This window comes from Methylobacterium sp. Leaf106 (genome assembly GCF_001422895.1).
Taxonomy (GTDB): Bacteria; Pseudomonadota; Alphaproteobacteria; order Rhizobiales; family Beijerinckiaceae; genus Methylobacterium; species Methylobacterium bullatum.
Window position 1 is genome coordinate 13,392 of record NZ_LMNB01000036.1, and the last position, 23,649, is coordinate 37,040.

Sequence of the window (23,649 nt, forward strand, 5' to 3'; positions counted from 1 at the left end):
AGAAACGGAACGGGCGGATGCTGCGCTTTTCGAGAACCAAGATCGTCGCGACGCTGGCCGTCATCCTCATCGGCCTGAGCCTCGCCGTGCCGAGCTTCTTCTCGGCCGAGCAGCGCAAGGGCTTCATGGCCTCCCTGCCGGGCTGGTTCCCGAGCTGGATCGTGCCCCAGCGTGCCATCGTGCTGGGGCTCGATCTCCAGGGCGGCTCGCAGATCCTCCTCGAGATCGACCGGAACGACCTGATCCGCTCGCAAACCACGGGTCTGCGCGACGATGTCCGCCGCACCCTGCGCGAGGCCGGCATCACCCCAGAAGGCGGAATCCAAGTGATCCCGCGTGGCGTCCAGATCCGCATCTCCGATCCGGCCAACCGCGCCAAGGCCCTGCCAAAGCTGCGCGAACTGTCCCAGCCGATCTCCAACGCCATGGTGGCCCAGGCCGGCGGCCAGACCCTCGACGTCACAGACCGGCCCGACGGCACGATCCAGCTCCTGCTCACCGATGCCGGCCTCACCGACCGCACCCGCCGGGCCGTGACCCAGGCCATCGAAGTCATCCGCCGCCGCATCGATTTCGGCGGCACCAAAGAGCCCTCGATCCAGCAGCAGGGCGCCGACCGCGTCCTCGTCCAGGTCCCGGGCTTGCAGGACCCGCAGCAGCTCGAGGATCAGCTCGGCAAGACCGCCAAGCTCGAATTCCGCATGCTCGCCGATTCGCCCTCCGGCGACGTGGACATGCTCACCAACAAGGACGAGGGCGGCGGCAAGGTACCGGTGGAGCGCCGGGTCATGGCCGATGGCGGCGATCTCACCGACGCGCAGCCGGCCTTCGACCAGCAGAGCCACGAGCCCATGGTGAGCTTCAAGTTCAACCTGAAGGGCGCCCAGCGCTTCGGTCAGGCGACCTCGGAGAATGTCGGCCGCCGCATGGCCATCGTGCTCGACAACGAGGTGGTCTCGGCGCCGCGCATCAACACCCCGATCACCGGCGGTTCGGGCCAGATCACCGGCAACTTCACCGTCAAGCAGGCCAACGACCTCTCGATCCTGCTGCGTGCCGGTGCGCTTCCCGCCAAGCTCACCGTGGTCGAGCGCCGCGTGGTCGGCCCCGGCCTCGGCAACGATTCCATCGAGGCCGGCAAGAAGGCGACCATGGTCGCCGGCGCCCTCGTCATCGTCTTCATGTTCGCCACCTACGGGGTGTTCGGCTTCTTCGCCAACATCGCCCTCCTCGTCCATGTGGGCCTCATCCTCGGCCTGATGTCGGTGCTGGAGGCGACCATGACCCTGCCGGGCATCGCCGGCATCGTGCTCACCATCGGCACGGCGGTGGATTCCAACGTGCTGATCTACGAGCGCGTGCGCGAAGAGGTGCGGGCGGGACGCTCCATCGTCTCGGCGCTGCAGGCCGGCTTCGACAAGGCCTTCGCCACCATCATCGATTCGAACTCGACCATGGCCATCGCCGCCCTGATCCTGTTCTTCCTCGGCTCCGGCCCGGTGAAGGGCTTCGCCGTGGTGTTCATCCTCGGCATCCTCACCACCGTCATCACAGCGGTGACGCTCACCCGCATGATGATCGCCCTGTGGTACAACTACGCCCGACCCAAGGCCTTGCCGTTCTGAAACAAAGCTCTGCCGTTCTGAAATCAGTCCGAGCATTCACAGTTTGCGAGAGGAGCCCGATCCGGTTTTCGAGTGATCCGTCCATCTGCAAAACAATCCCGTCACCCCGGGGCCGCTAAGCGGAGCCCGGGATCCAGACACCCGGGATTGCCAGGAGAACCTCCACCTGAGTGCCTGGATTCCGGGCTCGCCCTGCGGGCGCCCCGGAATGACGGACGTGCGGTGGAACCGGACGCGCTCTTTTCGACGACCCGATCGACCTCATTGCCGAAAGACCGAGACCGAACATGCGTCTGCTCCGCCTCTGGCCCGATGAGTCGCACGTCGACTTCATGCGCTTCCGGCGCTTCACCTTCCCGCTCTCGGCCTTGCTGTCGGTGGGGACGGTGATCCTGTTCCTGACGGTCGGCCTGAATTTCGGCATCGACTTCAAGGGCGGCACCCTCGTGGAGCTGCAGGCGAAATCGAAGACGGCCGACGTGGCCGCCGTGCGCCACACCGCCAACAGCTTCGGCTTCGGCGAGACCGAGGTGCAGGAACTCGGCGGCGACGGGCAGATCCTCGTCCGCTTCCCGCTCCAGCCCGGCGAGCAGGGCCAGACGGCGGTGATGCAGAAGGCGCACGGCGCTTTCGACGCGGAATACGAGTTCCGCCGCACCGAGACGGTGGGACCGCGCGTCTCGGGCGAGCTCGTTCAGTCGGGTACGCTCGGCGTGGTGCTGTCGGTGCTCGCGGTGCTCATCTACCTCTGGTTCCGCTTCGAGCGGGAACTGGCGCTCGGCGCCATCGTCGGGACCCTGCACGACATCGTGCTCACCATCGGCATCTTCGTCATCAGCCGGATCGAGTTCAACATGACCTCGATCGCGGCGATCCTCACCATCGTCGGCTACTCGCTGAACGAGACAGTGGTGGTGTTCGACCGGACCCGCGAGCTGATGCGGCGCTACAAGACCATCCCCACGGTGGAGTTGCTCAACCTGTCGATCAATTCCACCATGTCGCGCACGGTGATGACGGCGACCTCCGCCTTCCTGTCGCTGCTCGCCCTGGTGCTGTTCGGCGGAGAGGCGATCCAGGGCTTCGCCGTGGTGATGCTCGCAGGCGTGGTGATCTGCACCTATTCGGCGATCTTCGTGTCGACCCCGGTCCTGATCTATCTCGGCCTGATGCTGTCGGGCGTGAAGTCGCAGAGCCGTCCCACCGGCGGCCGCGTGCCCCAGGCGGCGGAGTAGAAATGGCGGAGGGCAGCCTGCATGACGGGTTCGTTCCCGGGCGCCACCTCATCGACGCCTATGGCAATGGCGGCTTTCGCTTCGCCGACATGTCGCATCGCGGCTCGATCCTGGTGACGCCGGGGGGCATCAGGGCCTGGGATGTCGTGGAGGCCAAGGCCATCGACCGCAACGCCCTGCGCCCGGTCGTGGCCGAGGCGGGGGCGGTCGAGCTCCTCCTCATCGGCACCGGCCTCGACATCGCGCCGTTTCCGGACAATCTGCGCCGCTGGCTCAAGGACAACGGAATCGGCCTGGATGTGATGCAGACGGGGGCCGCCGCGCGGACCTACAACATCCTGATGGCGGAGAACCGCAAGGTCGCCGCCGCGATGATCGCGGTCGCGTGACGAAGACCGAGACCAGCCCCGGAACGGCCGAACCCCTCGCCTTCGCCTTCTCGCATTGCGAGGCCCTTGTCCGCGAGGGCGACCCGGACCGCTACTTCGCCACCCTCTTCGCGCCGGCAGCCTTCCGGCCGCATCTCTTCGCGCTTGCCGCCTTCAGCCTCACCATCGCCCGCGTGCGCGACGCCGTCACCAACCCGATGGCGGGCGAGATCCGCCTGCAATGGTGGCGCGACGCGCTGCAGGGGGAGGCGAGGGGGGACGTGAAGGCCAACCCGGTGACCGCCGCGCTGGACGACGCCATCGTCAGGCGCAAGCTCGGGCGCCAGTCCTTCGTCGATCTGATCGATGCCCGCGTCTTCGACCTCTACGACGATCCGATGCCGCGGGTGAACGATCTCGAAGGCTATTGCGGGGAGACCGCCTCCTCGCTCATCCGCCTCGGCGGCCTCGTCCTCTGCGACGGCGCGGAGCCGGGGGGCGCCGCAGCCGCTGGCCATGCCGGTGTCGCCTTCGGTGTCGTCGGATTGCTACGGGCGCTGCCGTGGCACGCCCGCAACGGGCAGGTCTACCTGCCGGCCGATATCCTCAAGGATCATGGCGTCACCCGCGAAGACATCGTCACGGGACGCGGCGGCCCCGGTCTCCTCGGGGCCACGGCCGATCTGCGGACCCTGGCCCGGCGCCACCTTAAGGCCTTCGAGGACGCGCGAGCCACTATCGCGCCTGCCGCTCTGCCCGCCTTCCTGCCGACGGCCCTGGTGGAACCGAGCCTCGCGATGATGGAGCGGCCGGGCTACGACCCGCTCAACACGATCATCGCCCTGCCGCGCTGGCGGCGGCTGTGGCGCCTCTGGAGGGGGTCAAGAAGGGGATGAGATTTCCCCCAACCTGCCACTTCATCCTGAGACGCCGCGCAGCGGCCTCGAAGGAAACCTCCAGTACCCGCGGCGCGAACTGGAGGCCTCCTTCGAGGCCTGCGCTTCACTCCGGCGCCTCAGGATGAGGTGGTGGGTGGGAGGGCGTGCACCCCGGACTGCATTCCTGCCCGTCGCACGAAACGAAAGAAAAGCCCCCCGACAGTACTCCGTCGGGAGGCCAAGGCTTCAGCGTGCCTTCTTCGTCAGCTTCTCCGCGATCTCGAACATCTCCTGCGGAGCGTAGTCCGGGGTGAAGGCCGAAGGGACGCCGGTGAGTTGGTGGATCTTGCCGCCGTCGGGCATGCCCTCGACCACCGACAATTCGCCCGGCGGATCACCCGGCAGAGCCATCTCGCCATTGCCCCAGATGCCGGCCATCTCCGTGTAGTCACCGGGGCTGAAGGTGTAGAGCCGGCGGTGCGAGCCCTCCTGCAGGTACTTCTGGCATTCGGGGATCTTGTCGAGGTTGATGTTCGGCGTCGGCAGGAACTTCTCGATCTCGACGCCCGTGATCTTCTTCAATGCCAGGGCGTAGGCATGGGCGTGGACCGAGCCGCGCACGAGAAGGTAGCCGCAGACCTCACGGCCCGTGGGATCTGTCAGGGTCTCGTAGACGCGCAGCTTGTGCAGGCGGGCGCCGCATTCGAGATGGAAATTGTGGAGCAGATCGACGACCACGTTGCCGGTGGTGGTGATGAAATCGTTGTTCCAGGACGCGCCGTTGCTGTTCACCGGGGTGACGCCACCGCCATTCGACAGGAACGCGGCCGCAAGGCGAATGTCCTTCATGTCCTCGAAGGGCGCACCCGAAATGTCGCCGCCATCTTTCTCGTCGCCGTCATTGTCGGGGCCGTTGTTGAGCATGGCGACGCCATTGCTCACCAACTCCACATGGCCCAGCTCCTCGGCGGTGATCGCGGCAACGAGGCTATAGAACGGGCGTAGCTTAGACTTGCTGCGGAAATTGAAGCTCTGGAACATGTAATTCCCAAGAGTCGACATCTCCCCATACTTACCGCCTAGCAATTCCTGCAGGGCCGCAGCGGCGTTCGGATCTTTCCTTTTGGGTGCGGGAAGCTCGGCTTGTAGCTTGTCGACTCGCATAAACATAGGTTTATCTCCGTATCGCCGGTATGCAGGATACCAACGGGAACGGTCTCCCCACTCTCATGTTCCGAGGCTGCGACAGGTCGCACAGCGGCTTCGCTTCCGTTTTGGAACGGCTCCGCTTGCGTTTCGAAGGACATGCCTTGCTGTTTTTGGAGCGTCTCCGGTCTCGGCGGACAGAAAGCGAAGCACGCGCGCAACATGATCTGAATACAAGATTCTTCGCGTTGAGCCTGCTCCACTGCTCTGCTAGCTACGATGTCAAGGGCCCGGCGAGAGATCGGGCTCACCGAGGAGCGCGACGCCCGTGAATACCTGGAATCAAGTCTACGACCCGTTCGGGAGCCCTTGGCTCTCGACACTGGCCGCCTCCCTGCCGGTGATCGCCCTGCTCGGCATGATCGCCAGCGGCAAGGTCAAGGCTCACATCGCCGCTGTCCTCTCCCTTGTCCTGGCGTTCTGCGTTGCCGTCTTCCTGTTCGGCATGCCGGCGGATCTGGCCACCCGCGCCTCCGGCTACGGCATCGCCCTCGGGCTTTTCCCCATCGGCTGGATCATCCTCAACGTCATCTTCCTCTACCGGCTCACGGTGGAGAAGGGTTGGTTCGCCACTCTGCAGCAGTCGGTGGCCGGCATCACCACCGACAGGCGGCTCCAGCTGCTGCTGGTCGCCTTCGCCTTCGGCGCGTTCTTCGAAGGCGCGGGCGGTTTCGGCACCCCCGTGGCGGTCACCGGCGCCATCCTGATCGGCCTCGGCTTCTCGCCGCTGGCCGCCTCGGGCCTGTCGCTCATCGCCAACACCGCCCCGGTGGCCTATGGCGCGCTCGGAGCGCCCATTGCCGGCCTCGCCTCGGTGACCGGCTACGACCCCTACGTTCTCGGCGCCATGATCGGCCGGCAGCTGCCGTTCTTCTCGGTGCTGGTACCGTTCTGGCTGATCTGCGTGTTCGCGGGTTTCCGCGGGATGCTGCAGATCTGGCCCGCCATCCTCGTCTGCGGCGGCTCGTTCGCGCTCGCTCAGTTCGGCATCTCGAACTACGTCAACCCGTGGATCGTCGACATCGGCGCCGCGCTCGTCTCCATGGGCGCCCTGGTGCTGTTCCTGCGCTTCTGGCGCCCGGCCGTGATCTGGACCTCGCCGGCGCTTCGCGGCAACGATCCGTCCATCGGCTACGTCACCACCGTCGACGGCCCCAAGGCCGCCGCCGCCACCCGCACCGCCACCTCTTCCGAGATCCTGCTGGCCTGGGTGCCGTGGATCATCCTTTCGGTGATCGTGGCGATCTGGGGCACCAAGTTCTTCAAGGACATCGTCGACCCGATCTTCATCTGGAACTATCCGGTGCCGGGCCTGCACAACGTCATCATGAAGGTGCCCCCCGTGGTGGCCACCGCCCATCCGGAGCCTGCCGTCTTCAAGTTCGCCTACATGTCCTACACCGGTACCGGCGTGCTGTTCGCGGCCATCCTCTCCGGCCTCCTGATGCGGTTCTCGCCCTGGCGCCTCGTGACCGCCTACATCGAGACCATCTGGGTGCTGCGCTACTCGCTCATCACCATCTCGGCGATGCTGGCGCTCGGCGTGCTCACCCGTTACGCGGGCGTCGATGCCACGTTGGGTCTCGCCTTTGCGGGCACGGGCATCCTCTACCCGTTCTTCGGCACCCTCCTGGGCTGGCTCGGCGTCGCGCTCACGGGCTCCGACACCGCGTCGAACGTCCTGTTCGGCGGGTTGCAGAAAATCACCTCGGAACAGCTCGGCCTGTCGGGCATCCTCATGGCCTCGGCGAACTCGTCGGGCGGCGTCATGGGCAAGATGATCGACGCCCAGTCGATCGTCGTCGCCTCCACCGCCACCGGCTATTTCGGCCAGGAGAGCAAGATCCTGCGCTTCGTGTTCTGGCACTCCATCGTGCTGGCCTGCCTCGTCGGCGTGCTCGTGATGCTGCAGGCCTACGTCTATCCGTTCAACGCGATGGTCATCCATCCGTAAGGGCGAACCGATAGGCCGGATCGATGACCCGTCCCGGCGATGCCGGGGCGGGTTTCATTTTTGTCGCGCCGCGCGAGGAACCAGCCCTTCGGCGAAGAGGGATCTTGCCCTCGTGGTCGCGCGGCTCCACCACGGAAGCCATGTTCTTCCGCACGCTCGCCTCGCGCTACTCCCTGTCGAACCTGCCCGCGCAGGCGACCGCACGCCTGCGTCTCGCGCCGCTGGTCCAGGCGGATGCGGAGGCGGTCCAGGCCCTCACCGACGATCAGGCGATCACGGGAGCGGTGGATTTCCTGCCCAATCCCTTCACCCTCGATCATGCCCGCCGCCTGATCGGCAGGGGGAAGCCGACCAAGGACTGCTTCCTCGGGGCCAAGGCCGACGGCGTTCTCGTGGCGGTGGTCGGTCTCCACCTGCGTGGCGAGCACGCGGTGGAACTCGGCTACTGGGTCGGCGGCGGCGCCCGGGGCCAGGGCTACGGCAGCGAGGCGGTGACGGGGGCCATCGCGATCCTGCGCAAGCGCTTCCCCCACCGCTTCATCGTCGCCGAGTGCCGGCCCGAGAACGAAGCCTCGCGCGGCCTCCTTCTCAAGACCGGGTTTCGCGATACCGGTGACGAGGGCCACCGGCCGGGCCGGCGCATCTTTTCGCTGGATCCGGTGTGATTGGGCGATACCATCCTGCCGGTCACGCTGCTCTTCGATTCATGCGCAGTGAGGATTGAAGCTCGATGACGCTCTCCCTGCAGATCGCTGGCCTCGCCGCCATTCTCATTGTTGGTGGATTGTCCACGCTCAAGCTCGCGGCGATGGATTTCGACCGGCGCCACCCACGCCGCACCGAGCCCGCATCACGCGATTGATCGTGGACGGACCTGAGGTCGGTGGCCGCGTCTGGTGGCACTGCCCCGAAAGCGTTCCGCTGGAAAAACCGAGGTCTTGGTTCGCATTCCCCCCGCGCCCTACGCGGGGAGAGGGCATGCGCACGCGCCGTCTATTCCGCCGCGATCGGTACCGCCTCGCCTCCCATCCACGAAGCCAGATCCGCCCGCGCCCGGTCGGTATAGGCGCGCTTCTTCGCCACCGCCTTTTCCGGCCCCTTCAGGCGCTTGCCGCCTTCGCCCTTCGGGGACTGGGCGAGGGGCGGAAACAGGCCGAAATTCACGTTCATCGGCTGGAACGAGCGGGGGCTCCCGGCCTCCTCGGCCGCGATGTGGCCGCCGGTGATGTGGCCGATGAGGGCGCCGAGCGCCGTGGTGGCGGGGAGCGGCGCCAGGGTCTCACCACGTGCCTCGGCAACGGCGAAGCGACCGGCCATGAGGCCGATGGCGGCGCTCTCGACATAGCCCTCGCAGCCCGTGATCTGTCCGGCGAAGCGCAGGCTCGGCCGGGCCTTGAGGCGCAGGGTCCCGTCGAGGAGACGGGGTGAATCGAGATAGGTGTTGCGGTGGAGGCCGCCGAGACGCGCGAATTCGGCGTTTTCCAGGCCGGGAATCGTGCGGAACACCCGAACCTGTTCGGAATAGGTCAGCTTCGTCTGGAAGCCGACCATGTTGTAGAGGGTGCCCAGCGCATTGTCCTGGCGCAGCTGGACGATGGCGCAAGCCTTCACCGTGGGATCGTGCGGGTTGGTGAGGCCGACGGGCTTCATCGGGCCGTGACGCAGGGTCTCGGGCCCGCGCTCGGCCATGACCTCGATCGGCAGGCAGCCGTCGAAATAGGGGGTGGTCGCCTCCCATTCCTTGAACCCGATCTTGTCGCCCGCGATCAGCGCCTGGATGAAGGCGTCGTACTGTTCGCGGTTCATCGGGCAGTTGATGTAATCGGCCCCCGTCCCGCCCGGCCCGACCTTGTCGTAGCGCGACTGGAACCAGGCCTTGTCCATGTCGATGGAGTCGCGGTGGACGATGGGCGCGATGGCGTCGAAGAAGGCCAGCGCCTCGGCCCCGGTCAGGCCGCGGATCGCTTCCGCCAGGGCGGGCGAAGTGAGGGGGCCGGTGGCGATGATGGTCCTGCCCCATTCCTCCGGCGGCAGCCCCTCGACCTCTTCGCGGGCGATGGTGACGAGGGGATGCGCCTCCAGAGCGGCGGTGACGGCGGCGGCGAACCCGTTCCGGTCCACGGCGAGCGCGCCGCCGGCCGGCACCTGGTTGGCGTCGGCAGCGCGCAGGATCAGCGAACCGAGCGTCCTCATCTCTTGGTGCAGCAGGCCGACGGCGTTGCCGTTGGCATCGTCCGAGCGGAACGAGTTCGAGCAGACGAGCTCGGCCAGGTCCTGACCGTGATGCGCCTCGGTGGCACGCACCGGGCGCATCTCGTGGAGCACCACAGCATGGCCGCTCTCGGCGATCTGCCAGGCGGCCTCGGACCCGGCGAGGCCGCCGCCGACGATGTGGATGGGGGAGGTGTCTGCTCGGTCCGTCATGGGCACGGGATAGACCCGCGTCCCGTCCCGATCAATGCAGCTGCGGCGAGACCAGGAAACGCTCGCGGTCGCTCGACGTCACGACGAGCTTGATCGGACGCCCGTCACGCTCGATCGTGAGCGGCACCCGCACCCCCGCCTCGCCCAGTGCCCAGACCTGACGGAAGAACCCGGCGAGATCCTCCACCGGCTCGCCAGCCACCGCCGCGAGCACGTCGCCCACGCGCAGATCCGCGCTCTCGGCGGGGCCGTCATCGGCGAGCCCCATCACCACCACCGCCCCGTCGCTGTCGCTGGCATAGAGGCCGAGCCAGGGCCGGGTCGGACGATCCGCGCGCCCGCGAGTGGTCAGATCCTCGAGGATCGGCGGCAGGAGGTCGATGGGAACAACCAGATTGATCGCCTTCGGGCCTTCCGCGCCGCCCTGCTGCAGCTGCAGCGAGCCGATGCCGAGGAGGTCGCCGGCCGGACCGATCAGGGCCGTGCCGCCCCAATGCGGGTGCGAGGGCGCGGTGAACAGGGCCTCGTCGAGGACGTATTCCCAATAGCCCGCGAATTCCTGTCGCGCGATCAGCTCGGCGGCGACGCAGCGGGTGCGTCCGCCGGCTCCGGCCACCACCGCCTTGTCGCCGATCTTCAGGCTGGCCGAGCGTCCGATGGGAAGCGGCGGCAGCGCCAGGTCGCCCAGGGCCTGGACGAGGCCGAACCCGGTGACGGCGTCGAAGCCGACCACATGGCCGGGGACCGAGCGTCCGTCATGCGTCGTCATCCAGACGCTGTCCGCCTCGGTGACGAGGTAACCGATGGTGAGGACGAGGCCGTCTTCGCGGATCACCACGCCGTTGCCGGCCCGCTCCGTGCCCAGGGTCTCGGCGGTGAACGCCTCCGGCGGGATGCGTGTCGAGAGCGACACGATCGCCGACAGGGCCCTGTCGAGGTCGTACGCGTAATCGCCCGCCTTGGGCTGCACGGCGGCGGGAATTTTCCAGTCTCCGTGCGACGTCATGAATCTCGTATCCTTGTCCTGCGCCTGGGAGTTCCGCGGCCCCACATCCTCGAAGGATCGGCGGCCGTCTGCGGGAGATAGGTCGCCGGCTCGCCGTCGAACACCCACGCCCAGCCGCACGCAGATCAGCATTGAGAGAAGGGATGCCGATCCCCATCGATCGCGCGCCATGCAGTAGCCGGCGCGCGTCCGCTCCATTAAGACTCGCTTGCAACGTTCCCGCCAGATCGAACGGTCGTATCATGTCGTGCCGAGAGGATGCCCCGACCCTTGCGTGACGACGCGGCACTGGCGCGACTGATCGCGGCCGTGGCATCCGGCAACGAGCAGGCCCTTCGGGCTCTCTACGATCTCACCGCTCCGAAACTTTTCGGCATCGTGCTCCGTATCCAACGGGATCGCGGTATGGCGGAAGACGTGCTCCAGGACGTCTACCTGCGCATCTGGCAGAATGCCGGTTCGTTCTCTCCGGAAGCGGGCCGCCCGTTGCCGTGGCTCTGCACCATCGCCCGCAACCGGGCGATCGACGGGGTTCGGCGCAAGGGCGAGGTGCAGGGGCCGGTGAGCGAGGACGGAGAGGATTGGGTGGAACGGTTGGCCGATCCGCATGACAGCGAAGGTGCGATTCTCGGGCGCGACGCCCTTCGCACCTGCCTGTCCCGCCTGGAGGCGACGCAGCGCGATTGCATCGTGCTCGCCTATTGCGAGGGCCATTCGCGGGAAGAGCTGGCCGAGCGGTTCGCGCGCCCCGTCAACACCATCAAGACCTGGCTGCATCGCGGGCTCGCGGCCCTGCGCGGCTGCCTGGAGGGGCCGGCATGACCGAGGACCCCGCCGAGCGCGACCTGCGCGCCGCCGAATACGTCATCGGCACGCTCGACGCCACCGAGCGCGCCGCCATGGATCTCGAACTCGCGGTCGATCCCGCCGCACGCGCCGCCGTGCGGGAGTGGGAGCGCCGGCTGGCGCCCCTCGCCGCCGCCATCCCGGAGATCGAGCCGGGCGAGGGCGTGTGGCCGGCGATCCTGCGCGCGCTGCCCCACCGCTCCTCCGCGTCTCCGGCGGCGAACGACAACCGCGTGACCGCCCTGTCGCGCAAGCTCGGCCTGTGGCGGGCGGCAGCGGCGGGCGCCGGAGCCCTGGCCGCCGGGCTCGCCCTGTTCATCGCCGTCGGCCCCCGTCCCGGCGTGGAAGGCGAGACACGCTACGTCGCCGTGGTCAGCAGCGGCGGCGAGGCGCCGGCCCTCATCGTCAGCATCGACACGGCGGCGGGAACCGCGCGGGTACGCCCGGTGGGCGCCGAGGCGCCGGCGGGACGCAGCCTCGAATTGTGGTATGTGGGAGCCGACAAGACGCCGAAATCCCTCGGGCTGATCGGCAAGGACGCCGCACGCTTGGCTCTGCCCGCCGGATCCGAGGCCGCGCGGCGCGGCGAGGGCGTCTTCGCCGTCTCGGTGGAGCCGCCGAACGGCTCGGCCACCGGCCTGCCCACCGGCCCCGTCGTCTATACGGGCAAGCTGATCCGCGATTGAGGACGGCCCGGATGGGACCCCGCCACCATGGAGCCCTCCCATGCCGCGCTTTGCTGCCAACCTGACGCTGCTCTTCACGGAGCACGCCTTCCTCGATCGGTTCGAGGCCGCGTCCCGTGCCGGGTTCACGTCGGTGGAGTTCCTGTTCCCCTACGAGCATTCGCCGGAGGCGATCGCCGCGCGCCTCGCCGCGCACGGGCTCGACCTCGTCCTGTTCAACATGCCGCCCGGCGATTGGATGGCCGGTGAGCGCGGTCTCGCCGCTCTGCCAGACCGCTTCGATGAGACCACCGCCGGGGTCGAGACGGCGCTCGCCTATGCGCTGGCGACCGGCTGCCCGCGCCTGCACATGATGGCGGGCCTGGCCGACGGGCGCGACAGCCGAGCCGGGCAAGCTTATCGCCGGTCCCTGCGCCACGCCGCCGGGCGCCTTGCCGAGCATGGCATCGACCTCCTGATCGAGCCCATCAACCGCCGCTCCATGCCGGGCTATTTCCTCGACGATGTCGATGCCGCCGCCGATCTCGTGGCGGAGCTGCGCGCGGAGGGTCTCGCCAACCTCACGCTCCAGTTCGACATCTTCCACTGCCAGATCCTGCACGGAGACGTCACCACGCGGCTGACCCGACTCCTGCCGCTGATCGGCCATGTCCAGGTCGCGAGCGTACCGGCGCGCCACGAGCCCGGCACGGGGGAGGTGAACGACGCCTTCGTCTTCGCCGAACTCGACCGGCTCGGATATTCGGGCTCGGTCGGGTGCGAGTACAATCCGCGTGGCCGAACCGAGGATGGGCTCGGCTGGCTGAGCGCCTGTGCGAGCGGACGAGCACGGATTTAGCGCGGTGGGGCCGCTTCCCTCCCGAACCCGGTGAAGCATACCGCTTTCACCTGGCACGGTTCGCCGCGGAGGTGTGGGACCGTCAATTGTTTATGACGCGGCATCGTGGTTAGGGACTGCCCCGGCCGGCTCGAACGGCCAAGCTTCCAGAAGCTTTTCCCCAAGGGACAGATCAATCGATGGCCGACCTCTTCAAACCCGTCGGCGTGACGGGGAACGCCGTCGTGGACAGCCTCATCCTCGGCGGCGCCTGGAACGCCGCGACCCTGACCTACGGGTTCAAGGCGCAGGACATCGATGCGAACGGGATCGACGATTTCTCCGAGGGCGACTGGAAGGCGTTCTACAGGGAGATCTACGACACCGTCACAAGCGTCGCGAATGTCGATTTCGTCGAAGGCAGCGTGGCTCGGGCCCAGTTGATCCAGCGGCTCGATGTCGGCGGAGGCGGCGAATCCGGCACGCCCGCCCCGGGCACCACCTCGCTGGAAACGGCGGTGGGCATCGACCCGACGAGCGTGAAAGGGGCTGCGGACGTGGTCCGCCTCGGCACCTATTCCGAAACCTGGATCCACGAAATCGGCCACAGCCTGGGGCTCGGCCACCCCCATGACGGGGAGAACGGCAAGCTGCCGGGCGTCGTCGAGCCGGGCGATTTCGGCACCGGCAACCTCAATTCCCAGATCTACACGGTGATGGGATACACCTTCCCGTTCTGGGGCGAGGACAACCCGTTCACACCCGAGCACGACGAGAATACGCCGCTCAACGCCCAGCCGGGCTCCTTCGGTGCCATCGACATCGCGGCCCTGCAGCATCTCTACGGAGCCCGCGCCCACAACACCGGCAACGACGTCTACCGCTTCAGCGACGATGTCGATGCCAACCGCGGCTACACCACGATCTGGGACACGGGCGGCTCCGATACGATCGTCTATGAGGGGTCGAGCGCGGCCAAGATCGACCTGCGCGCCGCGACCCTGAAAGCCGAGATCGGCGGGGGCGGCTGGCTCTCCACGTCGGAAACCCTGACCGGCGGCGTGACCATCGCCAACGGTGTCTCCATCGAGAAGGCGAAGGGCGGGGCGGGCGACGACATCCTCATCGGCAACGACGGCGCCAACCGGCTGGACGGCGGACGGGGGGCCGACCGTATGAGCGGTGGGCTCGGGAACGACACCTATGTCACGGACGGCCGCGACACGATCGAGGAGGCGGCCAGGAGCGGTACGGACCACGTGCTGAGTTCGGCCAGCCACCGCCTCGGCACGAATCTCGAAGCTCTGAGGCTCTTCGGCTCGAACGCAGTCGATGGCATCGGCAACTCCGTCGCCAATACGATCACCGGCAACGGCGCCGCCAACATGCTGACGGGCGGGGCCGGAAACGACGTCCTCACCGGCGGGGAGGGGGCGGATACCTTCCTGTTCCGCACGCGGCCCGGAACCGGCAACACGGATCACATCCGCGACTTCTCCGTCGCCGAGGATGTCGTCGCGCTCTCGAGCAAGGTCTTCACGGCCCTTCGCGCCGGCCCCCTCGCGGAGAACGCGTTCAAGGACCTCTCGTCGGGGCCGACCGATGCGGATGACCGGGTTCTCTACGACGCCACGACCGGCACGCTCTCCTACGATGCCGACGGGAGCGGCGCGGGCACCGCCCGCACCGTCGCCGTCATCGATACGAAAGTGCTCCTGACCTTCGAGGATATCCTCGTCGTCTAGGTTTCCCACCGTCGACGAGGCGACCGGTCCGGCGTTGGGACGACAAGCGGAGGCTCCCCTGAGCGACAGTGTTTAGGAGCGAGCCGGGAGCCTCACTTCTTGGCGGGATCGGTCCGCTTCAGGATCGCCTCCATCTGGGCGATCTCGGCTTCCTGCGCCTTGACGATGGCCTCGGCCAGGGTTCGGACCTCCGGATCCTTCGAATACTGAAGCGCGACCTTGGCCATGGCGAGGGCGCCCTTGTGGTGCGGGATCATGCCGGCGGCGAAGTCGCGGTCGACGTTGCCGGAATAGCGGATCTCCATGTCGCCATGCATGCGCATCGCCGCCTCCTTGAAGGCGCGCGTCGCCGGGGTGTCGGCGGCCTTGCCCTTCGCGGCGGGCTTCGGACCGTGATCATGGCTGTCGGAATGGGTGGTGCCGTCGTCGTGGCGGTGCTCGCCGGCCGCGAGAACCGGGGAGGCGAGGGGCAGAGCCAGGATCGCGGCCAGGATCGCGGGGAGGGCTGTCTTCGTCATGGGAGTTCCCTGTCGTCAGAAGGTTGCGGGCGGGGAGGGCATGGTCCCCGCCACCGGGGAGGGGGCTTCATCGCCGGGCGCTTCGCGCAATCGAGCGAAGGCGGGGCCGCCGAAGCGCAGCATCAGGACGGGCGTCAGAACGGCATCGAGCAGGGTCGCGCTGATGAGCCCCCCGAAGATCGTCACCGCGACCGGGTGCAGGATCTCCTTGCCCGGCGCGGTCCCGTCGAGGAGGAGCGGCACCAGGGCGATGCCGGCGGCGAGCGCCGTCATCAACACCGGCACGAGGCGCTCGTTGCTCGCCCGCAGCACCAGGGCCGGGCCGAAGGGCAGCCCTTCGCTGAGGCCGAGATTCAGCACGTGGCTGATCTTCAGGATGCCGTTGCGGGCGACGATGCCGGTGAGCGTCACGAAGCCGATCATCGAGGCCACGGAGAGGGGCAGCCCGGCAATGGTGAGGGCGACGACGCTGCCGATGAGGGCGAGCGGCACGTTGCCCATGACGATGAGGGCCAGCACGCCGGAGCGGTAGCGGCTCGCCAACAGCGCGAAGACAAGGGCGAAGGAGACGAGTCCGAGGAGGCCGATCCTGCGGGTCGCCTCCCCTTGTGCCTCGAACGCGCCTTCGAGGCGCGCGCTGATCCCCTCCGGCAGCGTCGTCCGGGCCAGCGCCTGCGCGATGTCGGCGGCGACCTTCGAGCCGTCCGAGCCCGGCACGGTGTTGGCCTGGACCACGATGCGGCGGCGGCCGTTCTCGCGCTGGATCTGGTTGGGACCGTCGCGCTCGGCGATATCGGCCAGGGCGTGGGCGGGCACCCAGCCCGAGGGCGTCTCGATGAGGAGTTCGCGCAAGGCCGTCATGGAGCGGCCGCTCTCGGGCAGGCGCAGGATCACGTCGAAGCGGCGAAGGCCGTCCACCAGGGTCGAGACCACGCGGCCGTTGGCGAGGTTCCCCACCGTCTCCACCACCGTCGCGGGGGAGACACCGTAGAGCGCCGCCTTGGCCGGATCGACCCGTATCTCGATCTGGGGAACGCGCACCTGCCGCTCCACCTGGAGGTCGGCGACGCCCGGAATGCCGGACAAGGTCTCGCGCAGGGATTCGGCGGTGCGGCGCAGCGCGTCGAGATCCTCGCCGAACAGCTTCAGGGCGATCTCGGCCCGGACACCGGAGAGCATGTGGTCGAGCCGGTGCGAGATCGGCTGGCCGACATTCACCGTGACCGGAAGGACGGACAGCCGCCCCCTGATGTCGGCGACGATGGCCGGGCGTTCGCGCCCGCCGGGCTTCAGGCGGATCTCCAGATCGGTGGAATGGACGCCCTCGGCATGCTCGTCGAGTTCGGCGCGGCCCGTGCGGCGCCCGACCTTGTCCACCTCGGGGATGTCTAGGAGCAGGCGCTCGGCGATGGCGCCGACGCGGGCGGATTCGGCGAGCGAGATGCCAGGGGTGAAGGTGGTGGTGACCGTGAACGAGCCCTCGTTGAAGGTCGGCAGGAAGGCGCGGGGCAAGCGTCCCGCGCCATAGCCGGCGGCGACCACCGCGGCGATCGCGCAGACGATGGCGAGGCGCTGATGGGCGAAGGCCGTCTCCACGAGGCGCCCGTTGGCGCGCTTGAGGCCGCGGATCAGCCGGCTCTCGGGATGGTCGAGGCTCTTGAGGCCGGGAAGCAGCCAGGAGGAGAGGGCGGGCGTCAGGGTCAGCGAGACCACGAGGCTCGACAGGATGGCGATGATGTAGGCTTGGCCGAGCGGCGCGAAGAGCCGGCCCTCGATGCCCGACAGGGCGAAGAGCGGCACGAAGACGAGGCAGATGATGATCGTGGCATAGACGATGCCGGAGCGCACCTCGTTCGAGGCGTCCACGATCACCGAGAAGGTGCTGCGAGGCGAACCCTCCGCCCGGTTGTCGCGCAGGCGCCGCAGGATGTTCTCCACATCGACGACGGCGTCGTCCACCAGCTCTCCGATGGCGATGGCGAGGCCGCCGAGCGTCATCGTGTTGATGGAGAGTCCGAGCAGCGAAAACACCGTGGCGGTGGCGAGGATCGAGACGGGAATGGCGGCGAGCGAGATCAGCGTGGTCCGTACGTTCATCAGGAAGGCAAACAGCACCACGGCCACCACGGCCACGGCCTCGATCAGCACCGTGATCACGTTGCGAAGCGACGTCTCGATGAAGTCCGCCTGTCGGAACAGGACGTTGCCGGCCTCGATTCCGTGCGGCAGGGAGGGGCCGATCTCCTTGAGCGCCGCCTCGACCTCGCGGGTCAGGCGCACGGTGTCGATGCCGGGCTGCTTCTCGATGGAGACCACCACGGCGGGATTACCCATGAAGCCGCCGTCGCCGCGCTTGGGCCGCGCCCCGAAGGCGATCTCGGCGACCTGCCGCAGGTAGACCGGACCGCCCGGCGTCGTGACGACGAGATTGCGAAGGTCGTCGAGATCGGTGGTGCGGCCGAGCGCGCGGATCAGGACCTCGCGGCCGCCGGCCTCGGAATAGCCGCCGCCGGCATTGCCGCCGTAATTCTGGAGGGCGCGGGCGAGGGCCTCGTCGGTGACGCCGAGCGCCCGCATGGCGGCGGGATTGGGGGCGACCCGGAACTGGCGCACCTCGCCGCCGATGGGGATCACCTGCGCCACGCCCGGGATCGAGAGCAGGCGCGGGCGCAAGGTGAAGTCGGCGGTCTCGCGCACCTGCATCGGGGTCGCGGTCTTCGAGGTGACGGCGACGAGCAGGATGCCGCCCATGATCGAGGAGACCGGCCCCATCTGCGGGACCACGTTGGGCGGCAGTTCCGAGCGCGCGAGCGCCAGCCTCTCGTTGACGAACTGCCGGTCCCGGAACAGGTCGGTGTCCCACTCGAACTCCACCGTGACGATGGACAGGCCGATGCCGGAGACCGAGCGCACCCGGCTGACGCCGGGCAGGCCGTTCATGCGGGTCTCGATCGGGTAGGTCACCCGCTGCTCCACCTCCGTGGGGGCGAAGCCCTCGGCTTCGGTCAGGATCGTGACCGTGGGCCGGTTGAGGTCGGGGAGCACGTCGACGGGCAGGCGCGCGAGGGAGAACGCGCCGGTGAGGACCAGGGCGAAAGCGAGCGCCACGACGAGGAGGCGGTTGCGCAGGGATTGCGCGACGATGAGGCCGAACATCTTCGCGGTTCCTCAGCGGATCTGGTCGAGGAGTTCGGCGCCCTGGACGACGACGCGCCGTCCCGGCTCGAGACCGTCGGCGATGAGCGTGCGGTCGGCATCGAGGGGATCGGTGCGGACGCTGCGCGCCACGAAGCGCTCGGCGCCGACATGCTCGTAGACCACGCTGCCGCCCTCCGCCCGCAGAATGCCGGAGCGCGGCACGGCGAGGCCGCTCCGCTCCCCCGTCAGGGGGGCGTGGACGGTGACGAACTGTCCGAGCCGAAGGCCGGTGGACTCGCCCGCCACCGCGAATTGCACCGGCACCGCCTGGTTGCGGTCGGCGAGGCCGGCCCCGCGATAGGTCAGGGCAAGGCTGCGCCCGTCCCCGAGGCGGGCCGTCGCCGAGCCTTCCGGCGACAGGGCCTCGAAGCTCAGCGCCTCGACCCAGAGTTTGCCCGGATCGACGATGCGGAAGACGACGGTGCCGGGGGCGGCCATGGCGCCCGCCGTGGCGCTCGCCTCGGCGATGACCCCGTCCACCGGTGCGACCAGGGCCTCGGGCGAGCCGCGGACCGTGTCGAGGGCGGCGCGGCGGTCCTTGAGCCCGTCGCGCTCGGAACGGGCATCGTCGAGCTGAGTCTGCGCCACGGCGCCGGTCCCCGCCAGACGCTCGAACCGGACCACGCGCCGGTCGAGGATCGCGATCTGCTGGTCGAGCTCGCCCTGGCGCTGGCGCATGTCGGAGACGTCAACCGCCTGGACCGGCGGGGTGACGGTGGCGAGGACCTCGCCGCGCGTCACGCGGGTTCCGAGGCGCGGGAAGCCGTTCGCCGGAGGGGCCAGGCGGCCGCCCACGGAGGATTGCACCACGCCGCTGGCATTGGGGTCGGCGACGACCCGGCCGGGCAGGGCCACGGTGCGGGCCACGCTCTGGGTCGCCGTCACGGCGGTGCGCAGGACGAGGAGCCGCTGCAGGGATTTGGGCACGAAGATCGATCCGTCGCCCAGGCGTTTGGCCCGGTCGGCGCCGCCGGAGGGCGGGTTCGCCATCATCCCCCCCTCGGCCGGCGCGGCATCGTGGCCTTCATGGGCGAGGGCGGCGCTGCCCAGCACGATCGTCGCCGTGACCGCCAGGACGACGACGATGGGAATCGTGCGCCGACGGCGGATCAGGACGACGGCGCCGAGGCCGAGGAGGAAGCCTCCGGCGGCAGTGACGGAGGGCGGCTGGTGCGTCAGGCGCTCGACCAGGGAAGCGGTGGCCGCCGAATCGGACGTCGGCGCCGCGGCTTTGGCGGCCGGCAGGTCGAGATCGAGGGAAAGGATGTCGGTGCTGCCCTCCGCCGTCACCGCGACGAGGAGGTCGTGGTGCTCGGATTCCTCCAGCCAGGGCGCCGGGAGCCGGTAGGTGCCATCGGTCTGGAGTTCCGCCTTCCTGCGTCCGTCCGGCGTCGAGAGGGCGAGGGTGGCGTCGGTGACCGGCGTGTTGGTCTCGAATGCGTCGAGATAGAAGACAAGATCGTGGCCCTGCACGGTGGCGACGAGTTCGTAGCGCTCCGACTTCGCCTCGGCCCGGGGTGCGGCCGCCGCGACGGGCAGGGCAGGTGCCTCGTCTCCGTGGGAATGGCCCTCATGGGACAGGACCGCGCCGGACAGGGCCGCCCAGGCGATGGCGCACGCCGCGACGAGGCGCAGGGCTGCCGGGAAAACGATGGACATGATGGAAGAACCTCGACGCCGATGAAGCAGGGACGGCTTTCCACGCGGCGCCGTCAGGCAGCCGGGCGCGGAACGCCGTCGTTACGTCAGGCGAAGGGTCTCGGCGGTTCGGACGGAGAATCCGGAGCGACGTCCGTACGGGCGGAGATGGCGCCCACGGGAACGGGACCGGTCAAGCCGGCTGCGGACGTCATATCCCCGTCGGCCGGTGCCAGGCCGATGGCGCAGCAGCAGGCGGCTCCGCAAGGACCGGTGCAGCAGGGTCCGGCACAGCCGAGATGGGGTTCCGCCCGCAGGACAGAGACGATCTCCTGCATGCCGGGGGTGGCGGCATCCGCCCGGACGGCCAGGGAGTCGAAGGAAGCCGGGGCCTGGACCCATGCGACAGGAGCGCCGCCATCGTGCCCATGGCCCGTATGGGCACTCGCGGGCGACGACATGCCGAAGCCGGCGATCGCGAGGATCACCGTCATCAGCCAGAGCGCGAGGCTCCGGTCCAGATTGCGCCGGATGGGTTTCATGTCGGCGAAGAGCGTAGCATAGGGCATGCGCCCGCGACAGGGCCGATCGCAACTCGGAAGGCTAGACGCGTGAGACAGATCCTCGTGATCGGCATCGGCACCGGCAATCCGGAGCACGTCACGATCCAGGCGATCCGGGCCTTGAACACGGTGGACGTGGTCTTCGTCCTCGACAAGGGAGGAGAGAAGGCCGACCTCGTCGCCCTGCGCCGGGAGATCTGCGAGCGCTACATCGAGGACCGCCCCTACCGCATCGTCGAGGCGCAGGACCCGGAGCGGGACCGGAATCCGGCCGATTACGGCGTCGCCGTGGAGGATTGGCACGGCGCCCGCGCGGCTCTCTACGAGGCGATGATCGCGCGCGAGGTTCCCGAGGACGGCACCGGCGCCTTCCTGGTCTGGGGCGATCCCTCGCTCTACGACAGCACCCTGCGGATCATCGACCGGATCGCGGCGCGGGGGCGCCTCGCCTTCGACCATCGGGTGATTCCCGGCATCACCAGCGTTCAGGCCCTGGCGGCGAGCCACCGCATCGCCCTCAACCGCATCGGTGCGCCGGTGCAGATCACAACCGGGCGCCAGATCGCCGGAGGATTGTCCGCCGAGGCCGACACCACCGTGGTGATGCTCGACGGCGACCCGACCTTCGCCCATCTCGACCCGGACCTGACGATCTATTGGGGCGCCTATCTCGGGAGCGACGACGAGATCACCCTGTCGGGCCGCCTCGGCGACGTCGCCGGCGAGATCCGGCGACTCCGGACCGAGGCGAGGGCGCGCCACGGCTGGATCATGGACATCTACCTCCTGCGCAGGCCCGCGGATTGAGCCGGATCCTCGCCCTCAATGTTCGCGCGGACGCCGTGCTCCCCCGAGGTGGCCGGCCAGGGTGAAGGCGATCTCCCGCATCAGGCAGTCGAGAACCGCGGCCAGTCTCGGCTGGTGGAGGTCGGCCGCGAGGTCGTGCAGGGCGATGGCGTGTTCCGCCATGCGGTTGGCCGCAGCCTCTGCGTGCAGGGCGGGTTGGTGAAGACTTGCCCCGTCTTCGCTGCGATCGATGGCGATGCCGAGGCCTCTCGCCCGCCCGGTGGCCTCGCCCCGGTCGATCCGTCCGCGCAAGCCGAGCCGGCGTTCGCCTCGAACCGTCCGGAACGCGATCTCGAACGGGCCGCCCGCCTCGACGGCGGCATGCAGGGCGTTCTCCACGCGAAGCCGGTCCTCGGCGAGAATCGTCGCCAGGAATGCGTCGAGACTCACGCCCGCCGCTTCCCGAACGAGACCGAGTACGTCCGCGAGGGAGTCCGAGACGACGATCCGGCCGGCCCAGACGTCGTGGGACCAGACGCCCACGACGCCCGACGCGTCGAGTGCCGCCAGGATTCCGTCCGTGTCACCGGAGAGAAGGCTCGTGCGCGCAGGCATGGATCTCCTGGGCCGCCGCGGCGGATCGCTGGGGACGAAACGTGTGACCGCGGATCGACACGAGGCAGGGATCGCCCTCGCATCGAATTTACCTGAAGTTGATAATTCCCGTCGACCCGCGATGTCAGCGGCAACCTAAACGTCGAAGCCTCCTATTGGAAGGGCAAGACACGCCCTGCGGGAATTTTTGGCAACCTGAGATTGATCTGAGGCCCTGGGGTCGAACGCAGGCGGCATCGTTCGTCGCGATCTCGATCCCCGGTTCACGGCACGCGCCGATCCCCGGCCCCGCCCTTAACCACTGGTTAACCATGACGGGCCAAAACCGGGATCAGGGCATCCTGGTGTCACGGGACGGCGGCTGCGAGCCCGACCGGTGACCATCCGAGGCAGGGGATTCGATCGGCTTTTGGGCCGAGGGATCGTCCCGGCACGGCAGGAGGCGACATCTCAGGACGCGAGAAGGGCTCCCGTATGAAAGCCATCACCTTCGTCACCCAGAAGGGGGGGAGTGGGAAAAGCACGCTGTGCATCTCACTGGCCGTCGCGGCGCAGGAGCGCGGCCTGTCGGTCTGCATCCTCGAAATGGATCGTCAGGCGACGATCAGCGACTGGCTCGACCACCGCACGGTGGATGGGCCGGAAGTCGCGCAGATCGATGCGTCACAGATCGAGGCCGTCATGGCCCAGCTGCGCGACTCCTCCTACGATTACGTCTTCATCGATACGCCGGGCGTCGATTCCACAGGCACGCTCTCGGCGATCCGCGCGGCCGATCTCTGCATCATCCCCTGCCGCCCCACCCCGGCGGACCTGCGCGCGTTCAAGCCGACCCTGGCCGCGGTCTACCGCCTGGAGAAGAAGTTCGCCTTCGTGCTGAACCAGACCCCGCCGCGCTCCTACCGGATCCGCGACGCGGCCGATGGCCTGGCCGTGCTGGGCATCCTGCCGGACGTCAACATCGTCGCGCGCACCGATCACCAGGACGCGATCGGCGTCGGTCAGGGTGTCACCGAATTCAACCCCAAGGGCCAGGCCGCCGGCGAAGTGCGCAGGCTCTGGACGTGGATCGAGAAGCGGATGCAGGTCGCCAAGCATGCCAAAGCCGCCTAGGCCGAGCCTCGCCTCCATCGTCGCGGGAAGCGTTCCCCCGGCCAGGAGCGCCGACATCGTCCAGCTCGATACGGGCCACGTTCCCGTCCGCAAGGCCCCGAGCACCTTGAAGGAGCGTGCCCGACAGATGTCGGTCTATCTGGAGCCACCGGTCTACGACCAGCTCCGCGACCTCGCCCATACCGAGCGCACCAAGATGCACGCGCTCATGCTCGAAGCCCTCGACCTCCTGTTCAAACAGCGGGGAACCATGCCGATCGAGCGGCTGAACGAGACCAACCACCGCTGACGGCCCTCTCCTGTCGATATCGACGATTGACAGGAGAAAATCGTTTTTTGTCAGAGCCTTGCACCTGAAATCTCACGTCCTGCATCAGCTCGCGACATCTCTTCCCAATGGGTCGGGAGGACGGATCCGGAGCATGATA

At 68.4% G+C, this 23,649-nt stretch carries 22 protein-coding genes; 14 read left to right on the forward strand and 8 right to left on the reverse strand.

Features of this window, described 5'->3' with window-relative positions; genetic code table 11:
- Positions 1 to 17 precede the first annotated feature (17 nt).
- From secD to ASF34_RS20915, 4 genes are all read left to right on the forward strand, one after another.
- Positions 18 to 1,625, forward strand: coding sequence for a protein translocase subunit SecD (secD, locus tag ASF34_RS20900; protein WP_056164253.1), 1,608 nt, complete (start codon positions 18 to 20; stop codon positions 1,623 to 1,625).
- 287 nt (positions 1,626 to 1,912) lie between these two features.
- Complete coding sequence (secF, locus tag ASF34_RS20905) at positions 1,913 to 2,860, forward strand: protein translocase subunit SecF (protein ID WP_056164256.1); 948 nt, start codon at positions 1,913 to 1,915, stop codon at positions 2,858 to 2,860.
- A gap of 2 nt (positions 2,861 to 2,862) precedes the next feature.
- A complete protein-coding gene (locus ASF34_RS20910; RefSeq protein ID WP_018043531.1) occupies positions 2,863 to 3,249 on the forward strand; it encodes an Mth938-like domain-containing protein in 387 nt (128 codons plus the stop codon).
- Positions 3,246 to 4,124 carry a phytoene/squalene synthase family protein gene (locus ASF34_RS20915; RefSeq protein ID WP_056164259.1) on the forward strand — a complete coding sequence of 293 codons (879 nt, stop codon included), beginning with the start codon at positions 3,246 to 3,248 and terminating at the stop codon, positions 4,122 to 4,124. The genes ASF34_RS20910 and ASF34_RS20915 overlap by 4 nt, the downstream gene beginning before the upstream one ends.
- Before the next feature lie 228 nt (positions 4,125 to 4,352).
- On the opposite strand, the gene ASF34_RS20920 is transcribed toward ASF34_RS20915, so the two are convergent.
- Entirely contained in the window at positions 4,353 to 5,276 is a 924-nt protein-coding gene (locus tag ASF34_RS20920) for a manganese catalase family protein (protein WP_026175884.1), read from the reverse strand.
- Positions 5,277 to 5,580: 304 nt separating this feature from the next.
- Here ASF34_RS20920 and ASF34_RS20925 point away from each other — a divergent pair, with 304 nt between their 5' ends.
- The 3 genes from ASF34_RS20925 to ASF34_RS23680 all read left to right on the forward strand — a co-directional run bounded on the left by ASF34_RS20925 (position 5,581) and on the right by ASF34_RS23680 (position 8,128).
- The gene (locus tag ASF34_RS20925; protein ID WP_056164262.1) at positions 5,581 to 7,266 is read left to right on the forward strand and encodes an L-lactate permease; all 1,686 of its coding nucleotides are present in this window, start codon (positions 5,581 to 5,583) and stop codon (positions 7,264 to 7,266) included.
- A gap of 140 nt (positions 7,267 to 7,406) precedes the next feature.
- On the forward strand, positions 7,407 to 7,931 hold the full coding sequence (locus ASF34_RS20930) for a GNAT family N-acetyltransferase (RefSeq protein WP_056164265.1): 525 nt from the start codon (positions 7,407 to 7,409) through the stop codon (positions 7,929 to 7,931).
- Positions 7,932 to 7,996: 65 nt separating this feature from the next.
- The gene (locus tag ASF34_RS23680; RefSeq protein WP_274533771.1) at positions 7,997 to 8,128 is read left to right on the forward strand and encodes a hypothetical protein; all 132 of its coding nucleotides are present in this window, start codon (positions 7,997 to 7,999) and stop codon (positions 8,126 to 8,128) included.
- A 131-nt stretch (positions 8,129 to 8,259) separates the two neighbouring features.
- Here ASF34_RS23680 and trmFO read toward each other — a convergent pair whose 3' ends face one another.
- A complete protein-coding gene (gene trmFO / locus ASF34_RS20935; protein ID WP_056164268.1) occupies positions 8,260 to 9,690 on the reverse strand; it encodes a methylenetetrahydrofolate--tRNA-(uracil(54)-C(5))-methyltransferase (FADH(2)-oxidizing) TrmFO in 1,431 nt (476 codons plus the stop codon).
- A gap of 31 nt (positions 9,691 to 9,721) precedes the next feature.
- Positions 9,722 to 10,696, reverse strand: a complete 975-nt coding sequence (locus ASF34_RS20940) for a S1C family serine protease (RefSeq protein WP_018043539.1) — start codon at positions 10,694 to 10,696, stop codon at positions 9,722 to 9,724.
- A 270-nt stretch (positions 10,697 to 10,966) separates the two neighbouring features.
- Between ASF34_RS20940 and ASF34_RS20945 the strand changes: the two genes are divergently transcribed.
- The 4 genes from ASF34_RS20945 to ASF34_RS20960 all read left to right on the forward strand — a co-directional run bounded on the left by ASF34_RS20945 (position 10,967) and on the right by ASF34_RS20960 (position 14,790).
- Entirely contained in the window at positions 10,967 to 11,518 is a 552-nt protein-coding gene (locus ASF34_RS20945) for a sigma-70 family RNA polymerase sigma factor (RefSeq protein WP_018043540.1), read from the forward strand.
- Positions 11,515 to 12,228: an anti-sigma factor gene (locus tag ASF34_RS20950; protein ID WP_200913344.1), complete on the forward strand. Its 714-nt coding sequence runs from the start codon at positions 11,515 to 11,517 to the stop codon at positions 12,226 to 12,228. Before ASF34_RS20945 ends, ASF34_RS20950 begins: the two co-directional genes overlap by 4 nt.
- A 40-nt stretch (positions 12,229 to 12,268) precedes the next feature.
- On the forward strand, positions 12,269 to 13,066 hold the full coding sequence (otnI, locus tag ASF34_RS20955; protein WP_056164270.1) for a 2-oxo-tetronate isomerase: 798 nt from the start codon (positions 12,269 to 12,271) through the stop codon (positions 13,064 to 13,066).
- A 179-nt stretch (positions 13,067 to 13,245) separates the two neighbouring features.
- A complete protein-coding gene (locus ASF34_RS20960; RefSeq protein WP_056164274.1) occupies positions 13,246 to 14,790 on the forward strand; it encodes a M10 family metallopeptidase C-terminal domain-containing protein in 1,545 nt (514 codons plus the stop codon).
- Positions 14,791 to 14,882: 92 nt separating this feature from the next.
- Here the strand turns inward: ASF34_RS20960 and copM are convergent, their stop codons facing one another.
- The 4 genes from copM to ASF34_RS20980 all read right to left on the reverse strand — a co-directional run bounded on the left by copM (position 14,883) and on the right by ASF34_RS20980 (position 20,713).
- Positions 14,883 to 15,308, reverse strand: coding sequence for a CopM family metallochaperone (copM, locus tag ASF34_RS20965; RefSeq protein WP_056164276.1), 426 nt, complete (start codon positions 15,306 to 15,308; stop codon positions 14,883 to 14,885).
- Between the two features lie 15 nt (positions 15,309 to 15,323).
- Complete coding sequence (locus tag ASF34_RS20970) at positions 15,324 to 18,464, reverse strand: efflux RND transporter permease subunit (protein ID WP_056164279.1); 3,141 nt, start codon at positions 18,462 to 18,464, stop codon at positions 15,324 to 15,326.
- Positions 18,465 to 18,476: 12 nt separating this feature from the next.
- Positions 18,477 to 20,165, reverse strand: coding sequence for an efflux RND transporter periplasmic adaptor subunit (locus ASF34_RS20975; protein ID WP_056164283.1), 1,689 nt, complete (start codon positions 20,163 to 20,165; stop codon positions 18,477 to 18,479).
- A gap of 86 nt (positions 20,166 to 20,251) precedes the next feature.
- Positions 20,252 to 20,713 carry a hypothetical protein gene (locus ASF34_RS20980; RefSeq protein ID WP_056164286.1) on the reverse strand — a complete coding sequence of 154 codons (462 nt, stop codon included), beginning with the start codon at positions 20,711 to 20,713 and terminating at the stop codon, positions 20,252 to 20,254.
- Positions 20,714 to 20,755: 42 nt separating this feature from the next.
- Between ASF34_RS20980 and cobF the strand changes: the two genes are divergently transcribed.
- Entirely contained in the window at positions 20,756 to 21,514 is a 759-nt protein-coding gene (gene cobF, locus ASF34_RS20985; RefSeq protein WP_056164289.1) for a precorrin-6A synthase (deacetylating), read from the forward strand.
- Positions 21,515 to 21,529: 15 nt separating this feature from the next.
- Here the strand turns inward: cobF and ASF34_RS20990 are convergent, their stop codons facing one another.
- A complete protein-coding gene (locus ASF34_RS20990) occupies positions 21,530 to 22,108 on the reverse strand; it encodes a hypothetical protein (protein ID WP_056164293.1) in 579 nt (192 codons plus the stop codon).
- Positions 22,109 to 22,582: 474 nt separating this feature from the next.
- On the opposite strand from ASF34_RS20990, the gene ASF34_RS20995 reads away from it, so the two are divergent.
- Entirely contained in the window at positions 22,583 to 23,221 is a 639-nt protein-coding gene (locus ASF34_RS20995; protein ID WP_056149447.1) for a ParA family protein, read from the forward strand.
- Positions 23,205 to 23,510, forward strand: coding sequence for a ribbon-helix-helix domain-containing protein (locus ASF34_RS21000; RefSeq protein ID WP_056149449.1), 306 nt, complete (start codon positions 23,205 to 23,207; stop codon positions 23,508 to 23,510). Before ASF34_RS20995 ends, ASF34_RS21000 begins: the two co-directional genes overlap by 17 nt.
- Positions 23,511 to 23,649: the final 139 nt, after the last annotated feature.

Bases quoted from the DNA above. Each gene is read 5' to 3' on its own strand.
- secD (WP_056164253.1), top strand. From the start codon at position 18: ATGCTGCGCTTTTCGAGAACCAAGATCGTCGCGACGCTGGCCGTCATC.
- secF (WP_056164256.1), top strand. From the start codon at position 1,913: ATGCGTCTGCTCCGCCTCTGGCCCGATGAGTCGCACGTCGACTTCATG.
- ASF34_RS20910 (WP_018043531.1), top strand. From the start codon at position 2,863: ATGGCGGAGGGCAGCCTGCATGACGGGTTCGTTCCCGGGCGCCACCTC.
- ASF34_RS20920 (WP_026175884.1), bottom strand. From the start codon at position 5,276: ATGTTTATGCGAGTCGACAAGCTACAAGCCGAGCTTCCCGCACCCAAA.
- ASF34_RS20930 (WP_056164265.1), top strand. From the start codon at position 7,407: ATGTTCTTCCGCACGCTCGCCTCGCGCTACTCCCTGTCGAACCTGCCC.
- ASF34_RS23680 (WP_274533771.1), top strand. From the start codon at position 7,997: ATGACGCTCTCCCTGCAGATCGCTGGCCTCGCCGCCATTCTCATTGTT.
- trmFO (WP_056164268.1), bottom strand. From the start codon at position 9,690: ATGACGGACCGAGCAGACACCTCCCCCATCCACATCGTCGGCGGCGGC.
- ASF34_RS20940 (WP_018043539.1), bottom strand. From the start codon at position 10,696: ATGACGTCGCACGGAGACTGGAAAATTCCCGCCGCCGTGCAGCCCAAG.
- ASF34_RS20950 (WP_200913344.1), top strand. From the start codon at position 11,515: ATGACCGAGGACCCCGCCGAGCGCGACCTGCGCGCCGCCGAATACGTC.
- otnI (WP_056164270.1), top strand. From the start codon at position 12,269: ATGCCGCGCTTTGCTGCCAACCTGACGCTGCTCTTCACGGAGCACGCC.
- ASF34_RS20960 (WP_056164274.1), top strand. From the start codon at position 13,246: ATGGCCGACCTCTTCAAACCCGTCGGCGTGACGGGGAACGCCGTCGTG.
- copM (WP_056164276.1), bottom strand. From the start codon at position 15,308: ATGACGAAGACAGCCCTCCCCGCGATCCTGGCCGCGATCCTGGCTCTG.
- ASF34_RS20970 (WP_056164279.1), bottom strand. From the start codon at position 18,464: ATGTTCGGCCTCATCGTCGCGCAATCCCTGCGCAACCGCCTCCTCGTC.
- ASF34_RS20975 (WP_056164283.1), bottom strand. From the start codon at position 20,165: ATGTCCATCGTTTTCCCGGCAGCCCTGCGCCTCGTCGCGGCGTGCGCC.
- ASF34_RS20980 (WP_056164286.1), bottom strand. From the start codon at position 20,713: ATGCCCTATGCTACGCTCTTCGCCGACATGAAACCCATCCGGCGCAAT.
- ASF34_RS20990 (WP_056164293.1), bottom strand. From the start codon at position 22,108: ATGCCTGCGCGCACGAGCCTTCTCTCCGGTGACACGGACGGAATCCTG.
- ASF34_RS20995 (WP_056149447.1), top strand. From the start codon at position 22,583: ATGAAAGCCATCACCTTCGTCACCCAGAAGGGGGGGAGTGGGAAAAGC.
- ASF34_RS21000 (WP_056149449.1), top strand. From the start codon at position 23,205: ATGCCAAAGCCGCCTAGGCCGAGCCTCGCCTCCATCGTCGCGGGAAGC.